At 65.7% G+C, this 19,490-nt stretch carries 23 protein-coding genes; 8 read left to right on the top strand and 15 right to left on the bottom strand.

The features are described from left to right. From PMI15_RS04010 to PMI15_RS04020, 3 genes are all read right to left on the bottom strand, one after another. Positions 1–211, bottom strand: a 211-nt coding sequence (locus PMI15_RS04010) for a MaoC/PaaZ C-terminal domain-containing protein (RefSeq protein ID WP_007864004.1), incomplete at its 3' end; no start/stop codon positions are given. Positions 212–245: 34 nt separating this feature from the next. After that, on the bottom strand, positions 246–1,514 hold the full coding sequence (locus tag PMI15_RS04015; RefSeq protein WP_007864006.1) for an MFS transporter: 1,269 nt from the start codon (positions 1,512–1,514) through the stop codon (positions 246–248). Next, the gene (locus tag PMI15_RS04020) at positions 1,507–1,986 is read right to left on the bottom strand and encodes a MarR family winged helix-turn-helix transcriptional regulator (protein ID WP_007864008.1); all 480 of its coding nucleotides are present in this window, start codon (positions 1,984–1,986) and stop codon (positions 1,507–1,509) included. The genes PMI15_RS04015 and PMI15_RS04020 overlap by 8 nt, the downstream gene beginning before the upstream one ends. 48 nt (positions 1,987–2,034) lie before the next feature. Between PMI15_RS04020 and PMI15_RS04025 the strand changes: the two genes are divergently transcribed. Next, a complete protein-coding gene (locus PMI15_RS04025) occupies positions 2,035–2,580 on the top strand; it encodes a PaaI family thioesterase (RefSeq protein ID WP_036837431.1) in 546 nt (181 codons plus the stop codon). 66 nt (positions 2,581–2,646) lie between these two features. Here PMI15_RS04025 and PMI15_RS04030 read toward each other — a convergent pair whose 3' ends face one another. Continuing rightward, positions 2,647–3,759, bottom strand: a complete 1,113-nt coding sequence (locus PMI15_RS04030) for an MFS transporter (protein ID WP_238541070.1) — start codon at positions 3,757–3,759, stop codon at positions 2,647–2,649. A gap of 87 nt (positions 3,760–3,846) precedes the next feature. On the opposite strand from PMI15_RS04030, the gene gcvA reads away from it, so the two are divergent. From gcvA to gloA, 4 genes are all read left to right on the top strand, one after another. Continuing rightward, on the top strand, positions 3,847–4,734 hold the full coding sequence (gcvA, locus tag PMI15_RS04035) for a transcriptional regulator GcvA (RefSeq protein WP_007864013.1): 888 nt from the start codon (positions 3,847–3,849) through the stop codon (positions 4,732–4,734). 166 nt (positions 4,735–4,900) lie between these two features. Continuing rightward, positions 4,901–5,335, top strand: coding sequence for a YeeE/YedE family protein (locus tag PMI15_RS04040; RefSeq protein ID WP_007864015.1), 435 nt, complete (start codon positions 4,901–4,903; stop codon positions 5,333–5,335). A 9-nt stretch (positions 5,336–5,344) separates the two neighbouring features. Further along, on the top strand, positions 5,345–5,761 hold the full coding sequence (locus PMI15_RS04045; RefSeq protein ID WP_007864017.1) for a DUF6691 family protein: 417 nt from the start codon (positions 5,345–5,347) through the stop codon (positions 5,759–5,761). A 69-nt stretch (positions 5,762–5,830) separates the two neighbouring features. Then, a complete protein-coding gene (gene gloA, locus PMI15_RS04050) occupies positions 5,831–6,241 on the top strand; it encodes a lactoylglutathione lyase (RefSeq protein WP_007864019.1) in 411 nt (136 codons plus the stop codon). Positions 6,242–6,258: 17 nt separating this feature from the next. Here gloA and eda read toward each other — a convergent pair whose 3' ends face one another. The 3 genes from eda to PMI15_RS04065 all read right to left on the bottom strand — a co-directional run bounded on the left by eda (position 6,259) and on the right by PMI15_RS04065 (position 9,519). After that, entirely contained in the window at positions 6,259–6,915 is a 657-nt protein-coding gene (gene eda / locus PMI15_RS04055; RefSeq protein WP_007864021.1) for a bifunctional 4-hydroxy-2-oxoglutarate aldolase/2-dehydro-3-deoxy-phosphogluconate aldolase, read from the bottom strand. Beyond that, complete coding sequence (edd, locus tag PMI15_RS04060; RefSeq protein ID WP_007864023.1) at positions 6,906–8,723, bottom strand: phosphogluconate dehydratase; 1,818 nt, start codon at positions 8,721–8,723, stop codon at positions 6,906–6,908. Before edd ends, eda begins: the two co-directional genes overlap by 10 nt. 208 nt (positions 8,724–8,931) lie before the next feature. After that, positions 8,932–9,519, bottom strand: coding sequence for an OmpA family protein (locus PMI15_RS04065; RefSeq protein ID WP_007864025.1), 588 nt, complete (start codon positions 9,517–9,519; stop codon positions 8,932–8,934). Between the two features lie 121 nt (positions 9,520–9,640). Here PMI15_RS04065 and PMI15_RS04070 point away from each other — a divergent pair, with 121 nt between their 5' ends. Together PMI15_RS04070 and PMI15_RS04075 are read left to right on the top strand one after the other, a co-directional pair. Continuing rightward, positions 9,641–10,189, top strand: coding sequence for a gamma-glutamylcyclotransferase (locus PMI15_RS04070; RefSeq protein ID WP_036837423.1), 549 nt, complete (start codon positions 9,641–9,643; stop codon positions 10,187–10,189). A gap of 85 nt (positions 10,190–10,274) precedes the next feature. Beyond that, positions 10,275–10,790: a superoxide dismutase family protein gene (locus PMI15_RS04075; RefSeq protein ID WP_007864029.1), complete on the top strand. Its 516-nt coding sequence runs from the start codon at positions 10,275–10,277 to the stop codon at positions 10,788–10,790. 5 nt (positions 10,791–10,795) lie between these two features. Here PMI15_RS04075 and PMI15_RS04080 read toward each other — a convergent pair whose 3' ends face one another. The 4 genes from PMI15_RS04080 to PMI15_RS04095 form a co-directional block, all read right to left on the bottom strand. Beyond that, positions 10,796–11,344, bottom strand: a complete 549-nt coding sequence (locus PMI15_RS04080; protein WP_007864034.1) for an NTP transferase domain-containing protein — start codon at positions 11,342–11,344, stop codon at positions 10,796–10,798. Next, on the bottom strand, positions 11,344–13,638 hold the full coding sequence (locus tag PMI15_RS04085; RefSeq protein WP_007864036.1) for a xanthine dehydrogenase family protein molybdopterin-binding subunit: 2,295 nt from the start codon (positions 13,636–13,638) through the stop codon (positions 11,344–11,346). Before PMI15_RS04085 ends, PMI15_RS04080 begins: the two co-directional genes overlap by 1 nt. A gap of 11 nt (positions 13,639–13,649) precedes the next feature. After that, positions 13,650–14,108 carry a (2Fe-2S)-binding protein gene (locus tag PMI15_RS04090; protein WP_007864037.1) on the bottom strand — a complete coding sequence of 153 codons (459 nt, stop codon included), beginning with the start codon at positions 14,106–14,108 and terminating at the stop codon, positions 13,650–13,652. Between the two features lie 177 nt (positions 14,109–14,285). Next, a complete protein-coding gene (locus tag PMI15_RS04095) occupies positions 14,286–14,858 on the bottom strand; it encodes a TetR/AcrR family transcriptional regulator (RefSeq protein ID WP_007864039.1) in 573 nt (190 codons plus the stop codon). Positions 14,859–14,982: 124 nt separating this feature from the next. Here PMI15_RS04095 and pdxH point away from each other — a divergent pair, with 124 nt between their 5' ends. Beyond that, on the top strand, positions 14,983–15,633 hold the full coding sequence (gene pdxH, locus PMI15_RS04100; RefSeq protein ID WP_036837437.1) for a pyridoxamine 5'-phosphate oxidase: 651 nt from the start codon (positions 14,983–14,985) through the stop codon (positions 15,631–15,633). Here pdxH and folK read toward each other — a convergent pair. Genes folK through PMI15_RS04120 form a run of 4 tightly spaced genes read right to left on the bottom strand, consistent with a single transcriptional unit; the run spans position 15,630 to position 19,490 of the window. Continuing rightward, positions 15,630–16,124 (bottom strand): 2-amino-4-hydroxy-6-hydroxymethyldihydropteridine diphosphokinase, encoded by a 495-nt coding sequence (gene folK / locus PMI15_RS04105; RefSeq protein WP_007864046.1) that lies wholly within the window; start codon positions 16,122–16,124, stop codon positions 15,630–15,632. The two genes, pdxH and folK, sit on opposite strands and share 4 nt — an antisense overlap. Before the next feature lie 7 nt (positions 16,125–16,131). Further along, on the bottom strand, positions 16,132–17,760 hold the full coding sequence (pcnB, locus tag PMI15_RS04110; protein ID WP_007864048.1) for a polynucleotide adenylyltransferase PcnB: 1,629 nt from the start codon (positions 17,758–17,760) through the stop codon (positions 16,132–16,134). A gap of 6 nt (positions 17,761–17,766) precedes the next feature. Then, positions 17,767–18,432 (bottom strand): HAD family phosphatase, encoded by a 666-nt coding sequence (locus PMI15_RS04115; protein ID WP_007864050.1) that lies wholly within the window; start codon positions 18,430–18,432, stop codon positions 17,767–17,769. Further along, on the bottom strand, positions 18,429–19,490 hold the full coding sequence (locus PMI15_RS04120) for a nucleotidyltransferase domain-containing protein (protein ID WP_007864055.1): 1,062 nt from the start codon (positions 19,488–19,490) through the stop codon (positions 18,429–18,431). Before PMI15_RS04120 ends, PMI15_RS04115 begins: the two co-directional genes overlap by 4 nt.

The raw sequence follows: 19,490 nt of genomic DNA on the forward strand, positions 1-19,490 counted from the left end.
CCGCCGTATCCCAGCCGCTGGCGGCCAGGCCGCCGAACAGCGTGGCCTTGGCCGCTTCATGGTCCAGGTGGAAAGGCTGGGGATCGAACTGCGCGGCAAAGGCGGTGATCTGCGCCGCGTCGAGTGCGTACTCGCCGCTCACAAAACGGTCGCCGGGCTGCAGGTCGTCGAGGTAACGCGGCGCGGCGCCGGTTTCAGGCCTTGTGCTCATCTCTTTGTTTTCCCTGGGTTCAAAAACCACTGGCTCAGGCCACGGCCTTGGCCGCCATCTGCCGCGGCAGCAAGGCCTCGCGTATCGGCAGGTTCACCAGCGCGGCGCCCGCGGCCAGCACGATGTCCATGTACCAGACCCAATCGTAGCTGCCCGTGGCCTGGAACACATAGCCGCCCAGGTAAGCCCCCAGGAAACCGCCCACCTGGTGCGACAGCATGACCACGCCGAACAGCATGGCCATGTTGGCCGTGCCGAACATCTTGGCGACCAGCCCCACCGTGGGCGGCACCGTCGAGAGAAAAGTCACGCCCATCACGGCGGCGAAGACCAGCATCACGGCCGGCGTCTTGGGCGCCAGCAAAAACGCCAGCACCGCAAGGCCGCGCGTCGCATACAACAAGGCCAGCAGCGACTTCATGCGCCAGCGGCCCACGGCCCAGCCCATGCCCAGGCTGCCGACGATGTTGAAGAGGCCAATCATCGCGAGCGACCAGCCGCCGACTTCCGGCGGCAGGCCGCAGGCCGCCACCACGCCGGGCAAGTGAGTGGCCAGGAATGCGACGTGGAAACCGCAGACCAGGAAACCCGCGGCCAGGTAGCGGTAGCTGGGTGTGGCCAGCGCCTGGCGGATGGCCTGGCGCGCGCTCAGCGCTTTCACGCCTGAGGCCGCCGCGGCCTGCGCGGCCAGCGCTCTGGAGTTGCCCTTGAGCACCAGCGCCGCCGGCAGCGCCAGCAGGACCAGGGCGCCCAGCCACTGCATGGCGCTGGCCCAGCCGACGGCGGCCGTCAGGCCTATGGCGATGGGCGCCATCGCGAACTGCCCGAAGGAGCCGCCCGCGTTGACGATGCCCGTGGCCAGGCCGCGCTTTTCAGGCGCGACCAGGCGCGTGCTTGCGGCCATCAGCACCGAAGGGCCGGCCATGCCGGCGCCACCCGCGGCCAGCACGCCGATCGCAAAGATCAGCCCGGCCGTGCTGGTCATCAGCGGCGTGATGATGGTGCCCACGGCCACCAGCAGCACACCGAGAAAGATCACGCGGCCCGTGCCTATGCGGTCGGCCACCGCGCCGGCAAAGGGCTGCGTGAGCCCCCACCAGAGCTGGCCGAAGGCGAAGGCCAGGCTGATGCTGCCTATGCCCAGCGCGGTCGAGGTGTTGAGGGCCGAGAGGAACAGGCCCATGGTCTGGCGCACGCCCATGGTGAGGGCAAAGGTACCGCCGGCGGCCAGCAGCACCAGCCAGATGGCGATCCGGCCGGCACTGGAAGGCGCGGCGGGGTTGGAAGGCACGGGGTTATTCATCATCGGCTCCGGGTTCGATGGGGGACAAGAGTTCCAGGGATTCATTGACCAGCGCATGCAAGGCCAGCACGCGTTCGGCGCCCAGCAGCACGTTGAGCTGCTCCTGTGCGGCCTTCCAGCGCGCGCGGGCCTCCTCGCGCTTGGCGCGGCCCGCGGCGGTCAGCACCACGGTGCGGCTGCGCGCATCGCTGCCCGCGGTGAGCTCTATCCAGCCGGCGTCTATCAGCGGCTTGAGGTTGCGCGTCAGCGTGGAAGCGCTGACTTTCATGCCGCGCGCCAGTTCACCGGGCCGCATGGGACCGAGCGTGAGCGCATAGGTCAGCAGGGAATACTGGGTGGTCTTCAGTCCCACCTTGGCCATTTCCAGGTCGTAGTGGTGCGCAACACGGCGCATCAGCTGGCGCAGCTTCAGGTTGGTGCAGCCCTGCACCTTGAGCTCGGCCTGGGTTGACAGGCGGGTTTTCCCGTTCATAATTTAATTGTAGCTACAACTATTGCATATGCAACATTTATGGAAAACATGACCCCACAAGACACATTGGCTCAATGGATGGAACAAAGCGCCGCAGTGCGCATCCGCATGGAAGGCGGCGGTGGCAGGCCGGGCCTGGCGCGGCCGGAAGACGTGGCCGGCAAAACCGGCATGGAAGTCATGACCGCCATGCTGGACGGCAAGCTGCCCTACCCCCACATCGCCGATACGCTGGATTTCGCGCTGATCGAGATCGAGCCCGGCAAGGCCGTGTTCCAGGGCACGCCGCAGCTCAAGCACTACAACCCGCTGGGCACGGTGCACGGCGGCTGGTATGCCACGATGCTGGATTCCGCCGTGGGCTGCGCCGTGCACACCATGATGCCCGCAGGCCGGGCCTACACCACGGCCGAACTGAGCATCAACATCGTGCGCGCCGCCTCGCACAAGACCGGGCCGCTGCGCGCCATCGGCACGGTGATCCACTGCGGCCGCCAGCTGGCCACCGCCGAAGGCCGCATCGTGGGCCCGGACGGCAAGCTGTATGCGCATGCGACCACGACCTGCCTGGTGTTTGAAGTGCCACAGAAATAGCATCGGCGAAGCGCACGCCAGGCTAGGCCGGGCGGGTTGAAAGAAGGGTGTGATGTCTGAGCGCTTTCAGTCACGGCCCGGTCTTAAGCAGGCAATGGCCGCACATGACAGAAGAAGTGCGCAGACACCGTAGATCCATTCAGCCGGCGCGACCGGTAACAACAGGCCGGCGAGCACAGGACCGATGCCCGCGCCCATGTCCCGCCAGACCGAACGTGTGGCCAGGGCTTGTATGCGCCCGGGTCCCGGCGTACGAAGAGCCACCAGAGCCGGCAATAGCGGCAACAGCAGGGCACGCAGGATCACGATGACAAGCGAGCAGGTCCACAGCCAGCCGAAGCCAAAGCCCACAAGGGCCGCGGAAGCCAGCACGGAAAGCGCCACCAGCAGAACCTCGATGCCGTATTTTTCGGCCATGCGGCCGCCGACGGAACCCAGCAGGATTTCCGCCAGGTAGCGGACCGACAGCAGAAGGCCTGCCACGACGACCGGATTGCCCGGCAACAAGTCACGGCCCAGGTAAGACAAACCGATGATGAACAGGCCGTCCAGGACCAGGCCTTCAATGAACGACCAGGTATCGAGGCTGCCCGGGAGCCTGGCCCTTTTTGTTGCCGGCGGCTCACCATGGGGGGTGGTCGGGAGCTGCCGCGTGACCAGCAGCCCGGCCACCGCAACAGCCGCGAACACAAAAAAGATGACTCTGGGACCCAGCCAGAGCGCGCACGCACCGCCCAAAGGCAATGCAAGCATGGGCCCCAAGGCCGTAAATGCGCGGGACCGCCCCGCCCGGCGCGCGGCACCTGCCGGTTCGGCGGTGGCCAATGCCTGGGTGGCCAGGTTAAGCGCTGCAAAGGCAAGGCCCCACAGGAGCCGCAAGAGCAGCAAAGCGACGAATCCCGTGAATGTGGCGTAACCCAGCGCGCAGATCGCGGCTGCAACCACCGCCAGGGAGCAGGTGAGCCTCTCGCCGTTGCGGGCATAAAACTTCGCCACCATGCCGTAACCGGCGATGCGCACGAGGCGATTCGCCGCCAGGAGAAGACCCGCTTCGGGCAAAGTGACGCCAAACGCGGGCGCGAACATCGGCAAGAGCAGGTAGAGCACCGTGTCTCCCGGAAGCGACAGCCCGAGCGCCATAGCGGCATGGCGTGAATTGCGGTCCGGGTCAGAGGCCATGGGTTGTTTCATGAGCCGCATGGTGCGCGGTGCCAACGCTCCCGACAAACGATATTCGTGCGCAGTACGTGTGAGAAAATGACACGCATGTCGCCCCGCTTACCTCCGTTGAATGCGGTCCGTGCTTTCGCGGCGGCGGCGCGGCATCTGAGCTTCACCCGCGCAGCCCTTGAGTTGCACGTCACACACGGCGCCATCAGTCGCCAGATCAAGACGCTGGAAGCTTTTCTGGGCGTGGACCTGTTTGAGCGAAAGACCCGGCAAGTCCATCTCACGGCGGCCGGCCATCAGTTCCATGCGCAGGCCGGGCCCGCACTCAATCAAATTGGCGAAGCGGCCCAATCGCTGAGGGCCCGGACGCCATCGTGCGCGGTGAGGGTCAACGTCAGGCCTACTTTCGCCGTGCGCTGGCTGATCCCACGGCTGCCCGGGTTCGTGGCAAAGCACCCGGACATCGAACTGCAGATGATGACCAGCACGCTGGCGCCGGATCAAGCGCCCGAGGCATTCGACCTTGCCATCCGGCGGAGCACCAGGGGATGGCCGCAGGCGATGCAGATTCGCCCGTTCCTGGAGGACGAGGTCCTGGTCGTTGGATCTCCGGCATTGTTCGCCCGTCGTCCCGTCACCGATCCGCAATCTTTGGCTTCCCATGTCTTGCTGCTGTCGAAATCGCGCGGCAATGATTGGAGCAACTGGAAAAAGCATGTGAAGGCTCCCGATCTGGAACCCGCCAGCTGCCTGCAGTTCGAGCACCTGCATTTTGTCCTTCAGGCAGCCGTCGACGGGCTGGGTTTCGCGCTGGCCCCGACCACCTTGATCGCCCATGACATCGCTTCGGGACGGTTGATCTGCCCTTTGCCTGAATTGCGGATGGCGCTGAGCCGCCACTACTTTGGCCTTGCACCAGGCGCGACACCCGAGGCGCAGTGCTTTGTGCAATGGCTCATGGAAGAGATGAGAACCGCACGATAGGCTCAGGAAACCCGCCGTTTGTTTCCTGCGTCTTCGACCTGAGGCTGCGCGCGCACGCCTTATCATTGCCGCGAGGATTTTTTCTGCTGTGCCCCATTGCGGGAGCTAGCCAGGCCAATCGCCTCTATTGCCTTTAATGCCTCTAATGCCCTGAAGGAGGTAACCCATGACCCTGGACTGGAACGCCTTCACACCCTGGCCCGCGCTGGCGGGCGGCCTGCTCATAGGCCTGGCCGCTGCGATGTTCGTGCTGCTCAATGGGCGCATCGCCGGCATCAGCGGGATCCTGGGCGGCTTGCTCAAGCCGGTGCGCGGCGACGCCGGCTGGCGCCTGGCTTTTGTCGCCGGGCTCATCGCCGCTCCTTGGGCCTATGCCGCGCTCTCAGCCTTGCCTCGTGTCCAGGTGGATGCCGGCTATGGCATGCTGGTCGCCGCCGGATTGCTGGTGGGCATAGGCACGCGCTACGGCGCGGGGTGCACCAGCGGCCATGGCGTGTGCGGGCTTTCGCGGCTGTCGCCGCGCTCGATGGCGGCCACGGCGATCTTCATGGGCGCGGGTTTTGCCGTGGTGTTCCTGGCGCGCCACCTGTTCAGGTTTTAGGAGAAAACCATGCTGATGCTGTCTTCCCTGCTGGTCGGCCTGGTGTTTGGCCTGGGCCTGATCGTCTCGGGCATGGCCAATCCCGCCAAGGTGCTCGGCTTCCTGGACCTGGCCGGCCCCTGGGATCCCTCGCTCGCCTTTGTCATGGCCGGTGCCATCGCCGTGGGTTTCTTCGCCTTCCTTCTGGCCAAAAAACGGCGCCTGTCCCTGCTGGGCGCCGAGATGAAGCTGCCGGCCGCGGGTCGCATCGACCGCAGGCTGGTGGCCGGCAGCCTGCTTTTCGGCGTGGGCTGGGGCCTGGCCGGATTCTGCCCAGGCCCTGGCCTCGTGGCCCTGGGCATGGGAGAGCCCAAAGCCGCGGTGTTTGTGCTGGCCATGCTGGCCGGCATGGCGATCTTCGAGCTGCTCCAAAGGCGGCGGCCATAAGCGGCATGGACCCCCGGGGCTATGGGCGTGGCCCGTGCACGTCCGCGCGCGCCGCAGGATAATCATTCCATGCGACTCCTACACACCATGCTGCGCGTTGGCAATCTCCAGCGCTCCATTGATTTTTACACCCAGGTGCTCGGCATGAAGCTGCTGCGCACTTCGGAAAACCCCGAGTACAAATACAGCCTGGCTTTTGTCGGTTACGGCAACAACCCCGAGCACGCCGAAATCGAGCTGACCTACAACTGGGGAACCGACAGCTACGACATGGGAACGGCCTTCGGCCATATCGCGCTGGGCGTGCCGGACGCGTATGCGGCCTGCGAAAAAATCAAGGCCGCGGGCGGCAATGTCACGCGCGAAGCCGGCCCTGTGAAGGGCGGCACCACGGTGATCGCTTTTGTGACGGACCCGGACGGCTACAAGATCGAATTGATCCAGCGCGCCGAGAACGCTTCGGGCGCGGGCCTGCGCTAGGCGCTAGGCGCCAGGCTTCACTCGCGTTGCAGGCGGCAGGCCTGCTGCGCCAGCGCCGTCACCTGCGCCCAGTCGCCGCGCGCCAGCACGTCGGCCGGCGTGAGCCAGGAGCCGCCTACACAAACCACATTGGGCAGACTTAAAAATTCCGCGGCGTTGGCCGTGGAGACGCCACCCGTAGGGCAAAACCGCACGTCGCCGAAAGGGCCGCTCCAGGCCTTGAGCATGGCCGGCCCGCCTGCCTGCATGGCCGGGAAAAACTTCAGTTCGGTCAACCCATCTTCCTGGGCCATCATGATTTCGCTGCCGGTGGCCACGCCGGGCAACAAGGGCAGGCCGGCATCGCGGCAGGCCTGGCCCACGGCATGGGTGTAGCCCGGGCTCACGGCAAAACGCGCGCCGGCCATGGCGCAGGCTTGGGCGTCGGCGGCGCTGCGCACCGTGCCCGCACCGGCGACGGCCTCGGGCACATCGCGCGCGATGGCTTCGATGCAGGCCAGGGCCTGCGGCGTGCGCAGCGTGACTTCCAGCATGCGTATGCCGCCGGCCACCAGCGCGCGCGCCAGCAGCACCGCCTGTTTCACGTCGGTCAGCACGATGACGGGTATCACCGGCGCATCCTGCATCACCTGCAGGGCGGTCAGCTTGCCGCCGGGTTTGATGTTCACATCCACGATAAAGCTCCTTCTTCAGCGGTCAGCGCGTGGCGGCGCATGCCGGTAAACAATTCACGGCCCATGCCGACGGCATTGCCGGCGCGCAGCTCGGCAGGCATGGTTTCAAGCGGGCGTGCGGCCCATTCCGCCTCCGCCACCAGGACCTTGAGTTCACCGGTGACGGCGTCGACACGGATCACATCGCCGTCGCGCACCCGGGCTAACGGCCCGCCCGCGGCCGCTTCGGGCGAGACATGGATGGCGGCCGGCACCTTGCCGGAGGCACCGCTCATGCGGCCGTCGGTGACCAGCGCGACCTTGAAGCCTTTGCCCTGCAGCACGGCCAGCGGCGGCGTGAGCTTGTGCAGCTCGGGCATGCCGTTGGCCTGCGGGCCCTGCCAGCGCACCACGCAGACCACGTCGCGGTTGAGTTCGCCGGCGTTGAAGGCCTGGTGCAGGGCTTCCTGCGAATCAAACACCCGGGCGGGCGCTTCGATCACATGGCGGTCGTCGGGCACGGCCGAGACCTTGATCACGCTGCGGCCCAGGTTGCCCTGCAGCAGCTTGAGGCCGCCGGTGGCGCTGAAAGGTTTGGCGACGGGCCGCACGATGCTTTCGTCCCTGGAGTTGCCAAGCTCATGCCAGGCCAGCGCGGCGCCGGCCAGCGCCGGTTCGCGTGTGTATTCGCGGATGCCGCCTTCGCGCACCGTGAGCACATCCTCATGCATGAAGCCGGTGTTCAGCAGCTCGCGGATGATGAGCCCCGGGCCGCCCGCAGCCTGGAACTGGTTCACGTCGGCGCTGCCGTTGGGGTAGACATGGGCCAGCGTGGGCACCACGTCGGAAAGGTCGGAAAAGTCATTCCAGTCGATCACGATGCCGGCCGAATGCGCCACCGCGACCCAATGGATCAAATGATTGGTGGAGCCGCCCGTGGCCAGCAAGGCGACCATGGCATTGACGATGGCCTTCTCGTCAACGATCAGGCCTATAGGCGCAAAACGTTTTGCCTTGACGATGCCCAGCACGGTGCGCGCTGCTTCGCGCGTGAGTTCCTCGCGCAGGGCGTTGCCGGGATTCACAAAGGCGGTGCCGGGCACATGCAGGCCCATGGCTTCGAGCAGCAGCTGGTTGCTGTTGGCCGTGCCGTAGAAGGTGCAGGTGCCGGGGCTGTGATAGGACTTGAACTCGGAATCGAGCAAGGCGTCACGGCCCACCAGGCCCTGCGCGGCCTGCTCGCGCACATGGGCTTTCTCCTTGTTGGGGATGCCGGAAGTCATGGGCCCGGCCGGCACAAAGACCGTGGGCAGGTGGCCGAACTGCAGCGCGCCTATCAGCAGGCCCGGCACGATCTTGTCGCACACGCCCAGCATCAGCGCCGCGTCGAACATGTCGTGCGAGAGCGCTATCGCCGTACCCATGGCGATCACGTCCCGGCTGAAGAGGCTCAGCTCCATGCCGCTGGTGCCCTGGGTCACGCCGTCGCACATCGCAGGTACGCCGCCGGCCACCTGGGCCGTGGCACCCAGCTTGCGGGCTTCGTCCTTGATGAAGGCCGGATAGGCCTGCAAAGGCGTGTGCGCCGACAGCATGTCGTTGTAGGCGGTGACGATAGCGATGTTGGGCTTGCGCTCGGTCACCACCTTGAAGCGGTCGTCCAGCGGCATGCCTGCGAAGGCATGAGCCACGTTGGCACAACCCATGCGGTCCAGGCCGGGGTCGCGCGTGGAAGCCGCATGCAATTGCGCGAGGTAGGCCTCGCGCGTGGGACGGCTGCGCGCGGCGATACGCGCGGTGATGTCTGAGACTTTGGGATGAAGGGCCATGGTGGGGCTTTATGGAGTTTGGGTGGCGGGGCACCGGGTCGCCGTAACTTTATTACTGACTCTATGGTAACGGGTTACCGAACCATTTCACGCCAGTGTGGTTACGGTACGGTTACCAAATACTCTGCCCGCAGGGCGGAACGCTGGGCGTCAGCCCTGCGCCTTTGCGCTTGTCAGCGACTCTCTACGCCGCACCGCACCTGGTAGCCTATTGCAGCGAGATCTCGACGCGGCGCGCCTCGGCGTCGCTGCCGCCGGCCAGCTGTTCGGGTTTCTTCAGTTCGATCTGCCGCTCGGGAACGCCCGCAGCCTTGAGCGCATCACGCACGGCCACGGCACGCTGCCTCGCCAGGGCCGCGTTTTTGGCGGCATCGCCCGTCGCGTCATGAAAGCCTGAGATGACCAGCATGCGGCCGCCCTTGGCGGCCTTGACCAGGTCGGTCATGGCATCCACCGCGCCGGCGGCGAGCTCGGCCTGGCCGGAGGCAAAATAAAAGCGCACCACGCCTTGCTCGACCTTCACGCTGGCGGCATCGGCCGCGGCTTGCGAAGCCTGGGAGGCCTGTATGGCCTGGCTGACGTCGGGAAGGATCGCGGCAGGCGGCGGTGTGGAAGCAGCAGTCGCCGGGGCTTGCGCCGCGGCCGCCACGGCGGGAACAGCAGGCGGTCCGGCGGGCTCGACGCGATGCAGCCGGTACAAACTGATGCCTATGACCAGCGTGACGACAAAAACCATCAGGCCCAGAACGAGCGCCAACACCAGGCCCTGCTGGCCTTCATCGTCCTGAGAAAACATGGTCCCACTCCCGTCACATAAGCCGTCACAAAAACTCGGCCCATTGTAAAGTGCGGCTGTGGAAAATTCAGCCAAGCAAACAGCCGCAAACGGCCCTTCCGTTTCCCGCAACCCCGACCACATGCTGGAGACCGTCATGCGCGAATGGGGCGGCAAGGATGACCTCTGGATATTCGCCTATGCCTCGCTGATCTGGCGGCCGGAGTTCGAGCATGCGGAAGAACGTTTTGCCACCATCCACGGCTACCACCGCGCGCTCAAGATGTGGAGCCGCGTGAACCGCGGCACGCCGGAATGCCCGGGCCTGGTCTTCGGCCTGCTGCACGGCGGCAGCTGCAAGGGCATGGCCTTTCGCATCCCGCGGGCGCAGGTCGCAGGCGCCCTGCCCGCCCTGTGGAAGCGCGAAATGCCCAACGGCGTGTACGACCCCAAGTGGCTGCGCTGCCAAACCGCGCAAGGGGATGTACAGGCGCTGGCCTTCACCCTGTCCAAGCGCAGCCCCAGCCACACCGGCGTGCTCAGCGAAGACGTTTACCGGCGTATTTTTTCAGACTCCTGCGGGCGCTACGGCACCACGCGCGAATACGCGCAGCTCACCTATGACAAGCTGAAGACCCTGGGTATCCACGACCATGCGCTGGGCAAGCTGCTGGCGCTGGTTAACGGCTAGGAACTCTTTCATCCTTGCCATCACGGGCCATGCAGCCTAAAGTGGGCGTGTTTTACAACTCACCAACATTTCAGGAGACCGCATCATGATTTACCGTCTGGCGCCGCTTGCCGCGGCCCTTGTGCTCAGCGCCTGCGCATCCACCATGAGCGGCCCGCGCGCCGTGGCCCAGCTGCAAAGCACCACCGGCAATACTGCGGCCGGCACCGTGAACTTCACCCAGAGCGGCGACAAGGTGCTGGTCTCGGGCGAGATCCGCGGCCTCAAGCCGAATGCCGAACACGGCTTTCATGTGCATGAAAAAGGCGATTGCTCCAGCGGCGACGGCATGAGCACCGGCGGCCACTTCAACCCCGGCGGCCAGCCGCACGGCAGCCACTCGGACATGGCCCACCATACCGGCGACCTGCCCAGCCTCAAGGCCGACGCGGCGGGCGTCGCGAAGTTCAGCTTTGAATCCAAGACCATTGCCGTCGGCAGCGGCATGAATAACATCGTGGGCAAGGGCCTGATCGTGCACCGCGACCCGGACGACTTCAAGACCCAGCCCACCGGCAACTCCGGCCCGCGGCTGGCCTGCGCGGCGATCGCGCTTATCTAAAAGATTCAGCGCTGCGCCAGTAGCGCTTCGGCGCGCTGCAAATCTTGCAGCGTGTCGATGTCGATGACCGTACCCTCGTCGGCAACATCGAGAAAGCCGACCGCATTCAGCGCGGCCTGCGCCTGCACCACCGGGGACGCACCCCGGTTTCCCGTCAGCGCCAGCAAGGCATCTCGGCAGGCGGCCGAAAACCCGACCGGATGGCCGCGTGCCCCCTCGAACATGGGCACCACCACCGCATGCCGCGCCAACGCGTCGGCCACCGCCCGCAATGTGGCGGCCTGCACCAGCGGCAAATCGCCCGGCAAAACCAGCCAGCCCGAAGCTTCCGGCGTAGTCCGCACGGCGGCCGCGATGCTGTCGCCCATGCCGGGGTGGCCCGCATCCTCAAGGTGCCAGGGCAGGCCGCTGGCGGCCACGGCCTCCAGCGTGCGCACCAGCACCGGCTTGCCGGCCAGCAAGGCCTGCAGCTTGTGCGCGCCGCCGCCGGAGGCGGCAAAGCGCTCGCCCCGGCCCGAGGCCAGCACCAGCACCGTGGGCAGGCCCTTTTCCATCACGCCAGCTTGAAAGGCAGCTCGCGCGGCGCCGGTTTGCCGGTGAGCTTGGCGATGGCATTGGCAAAAGCCGGGGCCAGCGGCGGCAAGCCGGGCTCGCCCAGGCCGGTGGGCGCATCGGCGCTGGGCACGATGAACACCGCCACCGTGGGCATGTCGGTGATGCGTGGCACCGGGAAGTCGCCGAAGTTGCTTTGCTCGACCACGCCGTCTTTCAGCGTGATGGCCGCGCCCGGCAGGCACATGGACAGGCCCATCAGCGCGGCGCCCTGCACCTGCGCCTCGACGCTGGTCGGGTTGATCGCGAGGTTGCAGTGCACGCCCGCGGTGATGGCGTGCAGCACCGGGGTGTTGTCCTTGACCGAGGCTTCAACCACATAGGCCACCACGGTGTTGAAGGACTCATGCACCGCCACGCCCCAGGCGCGGCCCGGGGCCAGCGTGCGTTTGCCGTAGCCGGACTTGTCGACCGCCAGTTGCAGCGCGGCCGCGTGGCGCGGGTGCTTGCTGCCGAACTGCTTCATGCGGTAGGCCACAGGGTCCTGCCCGCTGCCGCGCGCGATTTCGTCGATCAGCGTCTCCATCACGTAGGCGGTGTGCGTGGAACCCACGCTGCGCCACCACAGCACCGGCACATTGAGCTTGGGATGGTGCACCGACAGGCGCATGGGGATGTCGTAAGGCTCTTTCATGCCTTCGACCATGGTGCCGTCCACGCCGTCCTTGACCATAAAGCCTTCAAACGGCGTGCCGCCGACAATGGACTGACCGACGATGACGTGGTCCCAGCCCAGGATATTGCCCTGCGCGTCGAAACCGATCTGGGCGCGGTGCACATGCATGGGGCGGTAGTAGCCGCCCTTGATGTCGTCCTCGCGGCTCCACAGTGTGCGCACCGCGGCCGTCAGCCCGGCGCCACGCGCGGCTTTGGCGACGTTGCAGGCTTCCACCACATAGTCGCTGGTGGCGATCGCACGGCGGCCAAAACCGCCGCCGGCCATCTGCACATTCATCTTGACGTTTTGCGGCGCCACGCCCAGCGCCTTGGAGGCGGCCAGCGTGTCCAGGCCCGGCATCTGCGTGCCCAGCCAGAGTTCGGCCTTGGCGTCCGCGCCCTGGCCGCTCAGTTGCACCGTGCAATTGAGGGGTTCCATGGGCGCATGGGCCAGGTAGGGGAACACAAACTCTGCGCTGATCTTTTTGGGCGCCGAGGCCAGCTTGCTGATGTCGTCCTTGTACTTGAGCGCGCCGGTCTTTTGCGCCAGCGCGCGGTAGCTCGCGAGCTGCTGGGCGCTGTCGACTTTTTCAACGCCGCTGGTATCCCATTCGACCTTGAGCGCATCGCGGCCCTGCTTGGCCGCCCAGTAGCCCTCGGCCACCACGGCCACGCCTTCGCCGCCGCGGTCCAGCGGCACGCGCAGCACGGCCTTCACGCCGGGAACGGCTTTGGCCGCCGTGTCGTCCAGTGTTTTGACCTTGCCGGCAAACACCGGCGGGTGCGCCACCACCGCCGTCAGCATGCCGGGCAGGCGCACGTCGATGCCGTAGCTTTGGCCGCCGCTGGATTTGGCGCGTGCGTCAAGCCGGCCCGTGGGCTTACCGATGATGCGGAACTGTTTTGGGTCCTTGAGCGTGACCGCCTCGGGCACCGGCTGCTTCATGGCCGCTTCGGCGAGTTCGCCATACGTCAGGCGCTTGCCGCCGGGGCCTATCACCACGCCCTGCTGGGTGCGCAGGCTGCCGGCGTCCACGCCCCATTGCGCGGCGGCGGCCGAAACCAGCATGGCGCGGGTGCGCGCGCCGAGTTCGCGGTACTGCGTGTAGGAGTTCTTGATCGAGCCCGAACCGCCCGTGAGGTGCATGCCGAAAGCCGGGTCCACATAAGCCGGGTCGGCATTGCCGTGCTGGCTTTTGACCATCGCCCAGTCGGCGTCCAGTTCCTCGGCCAGGATCATGGGCAGGCCGGTCTGCACGCCCTGGCCGAAGTCGAGCCGGTTGATGGTGACGGTCACCGTGCCGTCCTTGTCAATGCGCACAAAGGCAGAAGGCTGCTGGGTCGGCTTGAGGCTGGATGCGGCTGGCGCACCGGCCGTTGCCATAGTTTGCGCCTGCGTCAGCAGCGGAAACGCCCCCAGCGCAAAGCCGCCGGCGGTCGTGACCTTGAGGAAACTGCGGCGCTGCAGGGCGGCGTCGGCGATGCTTTGCGCGGCGTCCTGCGCCTTGTGCATCAGGGCTTGCAGGCCTTTGGGCAGCTGGCTGGCGATATCGAGGGTGTCTGTGGAATTCGAATACATGGCGTTCTCCTTCAAGCCAGGGTTTGGGCGGCGTCTTTGATGGCGGCGCGTATGCGCACATAGGTGCCGCAGCGGCAGATATTGCCGGCCATGGCACCGTCGATGTCGGCATCGCTCGGCTTGGCGTTGGACTTGAGCAAGGCGGTGGCGCTCATCACCTGGCCGCTCTGGCAATAGCCGCACTGCGCCACGTCGTGCTTGACCCAGGCGTCCTGCACCGCCTTGCCCACGCGGTCGGTGGCCACGGCCTCAATGGTGGTGATTTTCTGGCCGGCGGCGGCCGAAATCGGCGTGATGCATGAACGTATGGGCGCGCCGTTGAGGTGCACGGTGCAGGCGCCGCACAGCGCCGCGCCGCAGCCGAACTTGGTGCCTGTCATGCCCAGCGTGTCGCGCAGGGCCCAGAGTATGGGCGTGGATTCGTCGGCGTTGACGGCCAGGTCCTTGCCGTTGATGTTGAGGGTGGGCATCGTGGAACTCCTTGGGTTGTTGTTAGTGGGGAAGAAGCCGGAAAGCAGTCAGCGGAGAAATGAGAAAACTACTTGCCGAATATATATTCGCTTAAAGAAGAGTTTTTATCAAAATAACTTGGCCTACTGATATCAGGGGGTATTGCCCTTTCGGGGCGGTTCAGGCGATTCAGCCGATCAGGCCTTGATGGCGTCCCAGCACAGGCTGAAGGCCGCCTGGTGCACGGCTTCGTCGTCGGGCAGCACCTGGGTGCGTATCAGGTTGGCGGTTTCCCGCACCGAACCCACCACGCTGGCCGTCAGCAGGGGCAGCGGCACGGGTTTAAAAATCTCCTGCTGCTGGCCTTCTTCCATCAGCGCCAGGAAGCTGGCCGCCAGGCGGGTCGACAGCTCGCGGTTGCCCTGCGTGAACCAGGGGGAGTTGTAGTACTGCTCCTGGAACACCACCTCGGCGTAGCGCTCCAACCGGTGCCGCAGCAAATTTCCCCAGATGCGGCGCACCCGGCTGCGCAGGGGGGTGCCGGCAACCACGCCGTCCATCAGCCGGAGCATGGTCGCGGTCTTGGCCTCTTCATAGAGCTGGCTGATCAGCTCGTCCTTTGACGGGTGGTAGACGTACAGCGTGCTGGTGGCAATGCCGGCCGTGCGGGCGATGTCGGCCATGGTCAGGCCGCTCAGGCCGGTCTGGGCCACCAGGTTGAAGGTGGCCTCGGCGATCGCGCGCTGCTTTTCGTCGTCTTTGGGCTTCATGGGAAGCTGGAAATATAAGCGAATATTAATTCGGCAACAAGCCCACCCTCGAGCACACAGCATTCGCGCACGGCAAGGGCCGGCTGCCGGCAAGGGCATGGTGCCAGCGGGCACAATCAAGGGCATGAGCCAGCCCACCTCCTCCATTGCCGACCTGCGCAAAAGCTATGAACGCGCCGAACTCAACGAAGACGCCTCGCAGGCGGACCCGCTCAAACAATTCGGGCAATGGCTGCAGGAAGCCATCGCCGCCGAGGTGCCCGAGCCCAACGCCATGACGCTGGCCACCGTGGCCAGCAACCTGCGCCCCTCCACCCGCATCGTGCTGATCAAGGGCTATGACGAACGCGGCATCACCTGGTTCACCAACTACGACAGCCGCAAGGGCCAGGAACTGGCCGGCAACCCCTACGCCGCGCTGCAGTTCCACTGGGTGGAGCTTGAGCGCGTGGTGCGCATCGAGGGCGTCGTCGAAAAAGTCTCCGCCGAGGAAAGCGACGCCTACTTCAACACCCGGCCGCTGGATTCCCGCATAGGCGCCTGGGCCAGCCCGCAAAGCGAAGTGATTGCCGGGCGCGGCGTGCTGGTGGCCAATGCAGCCAAGTACGGCGCGAAATTTTTGCTGCAGCCCCCGCGCCCGCCACACTGGGGAGGCTACCGCCTCAAGCCCGACAACTGGCAGTTCTGGCAGGGTCGCAAGAGCCGGCTGCATGACCGCTTGCGCTATACGCTGCAGGATGGCGGGGACTGGTTGCGCGAGCGGCTGGCGCCTTAGTCGGCCAGCCGGCCCAGCCGCTCAATGCGTTGCTGCGCCACCACCGCCAACTGCGCGGCGTTGACCAGACCTGGCGCGATTTCCGCGAGCGGCACCAGCACAAAAGCCCGCAGTGCCATGCGTGGATGTGGCACGGTGAGGCGGGCTGAAGCTATGTGGCCGCTGCCGTAAAGCAGCAAATCCAGATCCAGCGTGCGCGGCGCATTGCGGTAAGGCCTTTCGCGGCCTGCCTGTTGTTCGATGTGCTGCAGTTGGTCCAGCAGATCAGGAGCGCTGAGGCTGGTCTCGATTTCGACCACGGCATTGAGGTAATCATCGCCCGGCGCGGCCGCCGCACCACCTGCATCGGTGTCCAGCGGCGCTGTTTTATAGAGGCTGGAAGATTGAAGCACCCGCGTCCACGGCAGGCTGTTTATGGCCTGAACAGCATGGCGCAAGGCCACTGCCGCATCGCCCAGATTGGCGCCCAGGGCGACGTAGGCGCGAACCATGAAGCGCTCAGGCGTTGGAGGCTGTGTCCGACGACGGCGAGGGCGTATCGCCACCCGCACCTTCCCCGCCCGCACCACCACGGTTAGTGGGTTTGCGGCGGCGACGGCGTTTTTTGGCGGGTGCGGCATCGCCCTGCTCGCCGGATGCATCGGCCGCGTCGGGTGTAGAGCGCTCGGCATGGCCGGTGTGACCTGCTCCAGCTTCGGCATCCGGGCGCTTGACGCGAACCCGCGGCGCCTGCGGCTTGCTCTGCTGTTCGCGGCGCGCCTCTTCAATCATGGCGTGGCGTTCGTCGTCGTAGGCGGTACTGAATTTTTCCCACCACTCGGCCAGCTCCATGTCGATTTCGCCGGTCTGCGCGCGCAGGCGCAGGAAGTCAAAACCGGCACGGAAACGCGGCTGTTCCAGCAAGGAATAGGGGGCGCTGCCCGTGCGTTTTTCAAAGCGCGGCTGCATGGTCCAGATCTCGCGCATGTCGGTGCCCAGCTTGCCGCGGCCCGAGACGTCGCCGATCTTGGCGTTGAAGGCATCGTCGATGGCGTCCTGCAGCGCGGGCATGAGGTGCTCGCCGCGCTTTTTGCGCTGTTCCCAGCCCTCGCGCACGTCGGACCACAGCACGCAAGACAGCAAAAAGCTGGGCGCCACCGGCTTGCCTTCGCCGACGCGGCGGTCGGTGTCTTGCAGGGCGAGCTTGAGGAAGGGCTCGTCGGCGTTTTCAACCACGACGTCGAGCAGCGGGTAGATCCCGGTGCCCAGGCCCAGGAACTTGAGCTGCGCGATGCTGGCCAGCGCATGGCCGGTCTGCAGCAGCTTGAGCATTTCATCGAAGAGGCGCGACTGCGGCACGTCGGCCAGCAGGCCTTTCATCTCGCGCAACGGGGCCACGGTCTTGTCTTCGAACTTGAAGCCCAGCGCGCTGAGCTTGGCCGCAAAACGCACGGCGCGGATGATGCGCACCGGGTCTTCGCGGTAGCGCACTGCCGGGTTGCCGATCATGCGGATGATTCTTTTTTTGGCGTCCTTGATGCCGTTGTGGTAATCGACCACCACCTGCGTTTCAGGGTCGTAGTACATCGCGTTGATGGTGAAGTCGCGGCGCGCGGCGTCCTGCTCTATAGGGCCCCAGACGTTGTCGCGCAGCACCCGGCCGGAGGCATCGACCGCGTGCTTCATGCCGGCGAGTTCGCTCTTGCTGGTGCGCTCGTTGCCACCGACCTGCTCGGCCAGGCTGCTGTCCAGGTGGGCGCGGAAGGTCGAGACCTCGATGACTTCATGCTCGCGCCCGCGGCCGTAGATGACGTGCACGATGCGAAAGCGCCGGCCGATGATGAAAGCGCGGCGAAACAGCGACTTGACCTGCTCGGGCGTGGCGTCGGTGGCGACGTCGAAGTCCTTGGGGCGCAGGCCCACCAGCAGGTCGCGCACCGCGCCGCCGACGATGTAGGCCTCATAGCCGGCGTCCTTGAGGGTGCGCACAACGTCCATGGCGCGGTCGTCCACCAGCGAGACGTCAATGCCGTGTTCCTTAACGGTGACATCCTGGCGCTGACCGAAAGGTGATTTTTTGACCCGCTTGACGCCGGGATCTGTGCTGTCTGATTTGCCAAACAGCTTGTCGATAAATTTTTTGATCATGAAAAACTAGTGAAACAGCTCAAGTATGCGCCATCCGCGCTCTGCCGCCAGGGTCCGCAAGCGGGCGTCCGGGTTGGTGGCGACGGGGTGGGTCGCCTTCTCCATCAGGGCCAGGTCGTTCAGGGAATCGGTGTAAAACGTGGTTTCCACCTCGTCCCAGCCGAGCTTGCGGTCCGCCAGCCATTGTTCCACGCGGGTGACCTTGCCTTCACGGGCCGAGGGCGTGCCCAGGATCTCACCGGTCAGCCAGCCCTGGGCGTCGCGCTCCAGCTCGACCGCGATCAACTCCTTGACGCCGAAAGCCTCGGCAATGGGACGCGTGACGAATTCATTGGTGGCGGTGACGATGACCAGCTCGTCACCGGCCGCGCGGTGCCCGTCCACCAGCGCCCGCGCCTGCGGGGTAATGGCTTTTTGCACGACCTCGCGCATGAAGCGGGCATGGGCGGCGGCTGACTTGGACGCGCCCTGCTCGCGGATCGCCTGGGTGGCGAAGCGCACGTAATCGTGGATGTCCAGCGTACCGGCGCGGTAATGTTCGAAAAATTCGGCATTGCGCCGCTTGAACTCGGTGCTGTCGCACCAGCCCAGCGCGATCGTGAATTCGCCCCACTCGTAGTCGGAATCGATAGGGATCAGCGTGTGGTCCAGGTCAAACAGCGCAATCTTCACGCGTGGGCTCCGGTTAGCATGTGGCCCAGCTTGAGCTGGGGGTGGGTCCGCTGCAGCGCAATCAGGCCTTCAAGCGCGCGCTTGCGCCAGCCTGGGCCGCGGTCCAGCGCGTCGTGCCAGGCTTCGAGCAGGCTTTCCGGCTGCGTTGCCAGCAGGTAGTCAAACAAGGCCGCGGCTTGCTGCAAATCCTTGTTGGCCTTGGTCCGCATGGCGCCCGACCGCTCCCCCACGATCAGCAGTTTGTGCACCGCATAACGCTCGGGCGCGGGAATGCTCACCGTGACGGCGCTGCCGTTGCGGTCAACCAGCACCGCCTGCGTCACCCTTTCGAGCGAGAACTCCATGAAACGCAGCGGCTGCAGGCCGACATTGAGGTTGGGAATGACGATGGGGCCGTCGCCGCCCCGGTGGGCCGATGTCAGGAAATCGATCTGGAATTCCGGATCCCCGCTGAGCTTGTAGGAAGCGCCCGCCCCTCCGCTGAGCTGGACCAGGGGAATGAACCCTTGCTCGAAGCTCGTCAGCGCGGCATGCACGTCGATCTGCACATCGGCCGGCAAGGCCACCGAAATATTCTTGCCTGCATGCGCAAAATCGACATCGGTGGTTGCCCCTCCGGCAAACCATTTGACACCCAGCATATTGCCCAGGGCGATGAAAGCATGCGTGCCGACCAGCACGCCGCCAGCGCGGAAAAACCCATAGTCGGACAGGCGGCGGACCGCGCGCACATGCTTGGGCAAGGCCGGCGCGCAGCCGAGCGCCACGGCGGCCTTGGCCAGAGGCGCCAGGGCCGCGTCCGGTTTGACGGCCGGATTCCTTGCGCGCTCGACGGCGGCACGGACGGCATCGGTATCGGGCCCCACATACAGCTGGCGCAGCTGCCCGTTCAGGTCGCGATAGGAAAAATACCAGTACACCGCTTCCTGCACTGTCTTGCGCGAAAAACTGCCATGCAGGTTTTCAATGCTGCGGTTGAGTTCCAGCGAAATCGCCACATCCGCCAGCTGGGCGTAAGCCGTCTGGGCGGAAAGGGAAAGTTCGACATGGAGAGGCAT

It is taken from the genome of Polaromonas sp. CF318 (assembly GCF_000282655.1).
In the GTDB taxonomy this organism is placed as follows: domain Bacteria; phylum Pseudomonadota; class Gammaproteobacteria; order Burkholderiales; family Burkholderiaceae_C; genus Polaromonas.